At 65.4% G+C, this 1,503-nt stretch carries 1 protein-coding gene; it reads right to left on the minus strand.

Translation table 11 applies throughout. The features are described 5' to 3' along the window. Positions 1-80 precede the first annotated feature (80 nt). Positions 81-1,424, minus strand: a complete 1,344-nt coding sequence (locus GGQ80_RS18260) for an IS1182 family transposase (protein ID WP_183987537.1) — start codon at positions 1,422-1,424, stop codon at positions 81-83. Positions 1,425-1,503: the final 79 nt, after the last annotated feature.

The following is a 1,503-nucleotide window of genomic DNA, read 5'->3' on the forward strand; positions in this document are numbered from 1 at the left end:
CGAGACTGTTGAAAAAGGCATATGTGTGAGCGGCGTGGCGGATGGCTGTTGACGCCAATCACCGGGGGACTCGCTCCGTATCAGGTGGGCGCTGCCTGCCGCGCGAGCAGCTGGAGGTTGTAGGCCGCGGCTGCCATGGTGAACTCTTCGGCAGCTCCGGCGAGGCTACGTAGCTTGAGCGTTCGCAGGCCGAGGTTGCGTTTCAAGTGGCCGAACACGCGCTCGATCCGTTTTCGTCGGCGATGGGCCTGCACGTAAGCATCGGTGCCGGCAAGGGCGCGGACGGCGTCGCGAGCATCCTCGCTCACGAGGCGGGTGACGCCGCGTTTCCTGCCAATCGTGCATTGCGGCTTCAGTTCGCAGGCGGCGCAATCACCCGGACGGCTTCGATAGACGCGGACCTGGCTTGCCCGGTTGGTGCCGCAGTAGCTGAGCGGCTTGTCCGCCGGGCAGCGATAGGTGTCGGCCTCCCGGTCGTAGCTGAAGGCATCTCGGGTGAAGAAGGCGTCGCGTTGTCGGCCGCGGTCGATGACCGGAATGTACGGCGTGATGTTACGCTCGATCAGCCAGCCAAGCAGCGGACCACTGCCATACGCCTTGTCGGCCGAGAGGCTCGCAGGCGCGATGCCCAGCCTGGTTCCGGCGCGTGACACCAGCGTCCGGGTCGCCGCCACTTCTGCTGCAAAGCGCGCCGGTGTCGCTTCAACGTCGAGGATGCAGTCGGTATCTAGGTCGAGCAGCGGATTGATGGCGTAGGCATAACGTGCAGGACCGTGCTTGCAGGTGAGCGCCGCCTGCGGGTCGGTCGGCGAGATGCTGGCCGGCTCGACTGGCGCCGGTTCATCGGGACCCGGCGGCAGCGCGGCATCGAGCGCTGCCAAATATTCGGCGACAGGCCGCGACACGGTGTCCCTGCCACGAAGCTTATCTGCAGCGTCGGCGCCCTTCAGTCTCTTCTCGCGACTGGCGTCGGCCAAGATCGTACTGGCGTCCACCGCCACGTCGTGCCCTGCCACCAGCCCGGCTGCTGCGCACTGGGCGACCACCTGCTCAAACAGCAGGCGATGCAGGTCACAGGCGCGGAACCGGCCGTGCCGGTTCTTGGAGAAGGTGGAGTGGTCGGGCACCCGGTCCGCCAGATCGAGCCGACAAAACCAGCGATAGGCGAGATTGAGGTGCACCTCCTCGCACAGGCGCCGTTCCGATCGGATGCCGAACAGGTAGCCGACCAGCAGCATCCTGAGCATCATTTCCGGATCGATCGAAGGTCGCCCGCTCGCGCTATAGCTCGCTGCCAGCGCCTCGCGCACGAAGCCGAGGTCCAACACGCTGTCGATCCGCCGCAGCAGGTGGTCACTCGGCACATGGTCGTCGAGCCGGAAGCCGTAGAACAGCGCACCCTGTGCTACTTGCCGACCCATCATATCCGTGACCCTCCGCCGCTATGCGCAGTGAATCACGCCTTCATCGCCCTCGCAACCAGCCGTTTTTCAACAGTCTCGA

It is taken from the genome of Sphingomonas jinjuensis (assembly GCF_014197105.1).
GTDB lineage: Bacteria > Pseudomonadota > Alphaproteobacteria > Sphingomonadales > Sphingomonadaceae > Sphingomonas > Sphingomonas jinjuensis.

Bases quoted from the DNA above. Each gene is read 5' to 3' on its own strand.
- GGQ80_RS18260 (WP_183987537.1), bottom strand. From the start codon at position 1,424: ATGATGGGTCGGCAAGTAGCACAGGGTGCGCTGTTCTACGGCTTCCGG.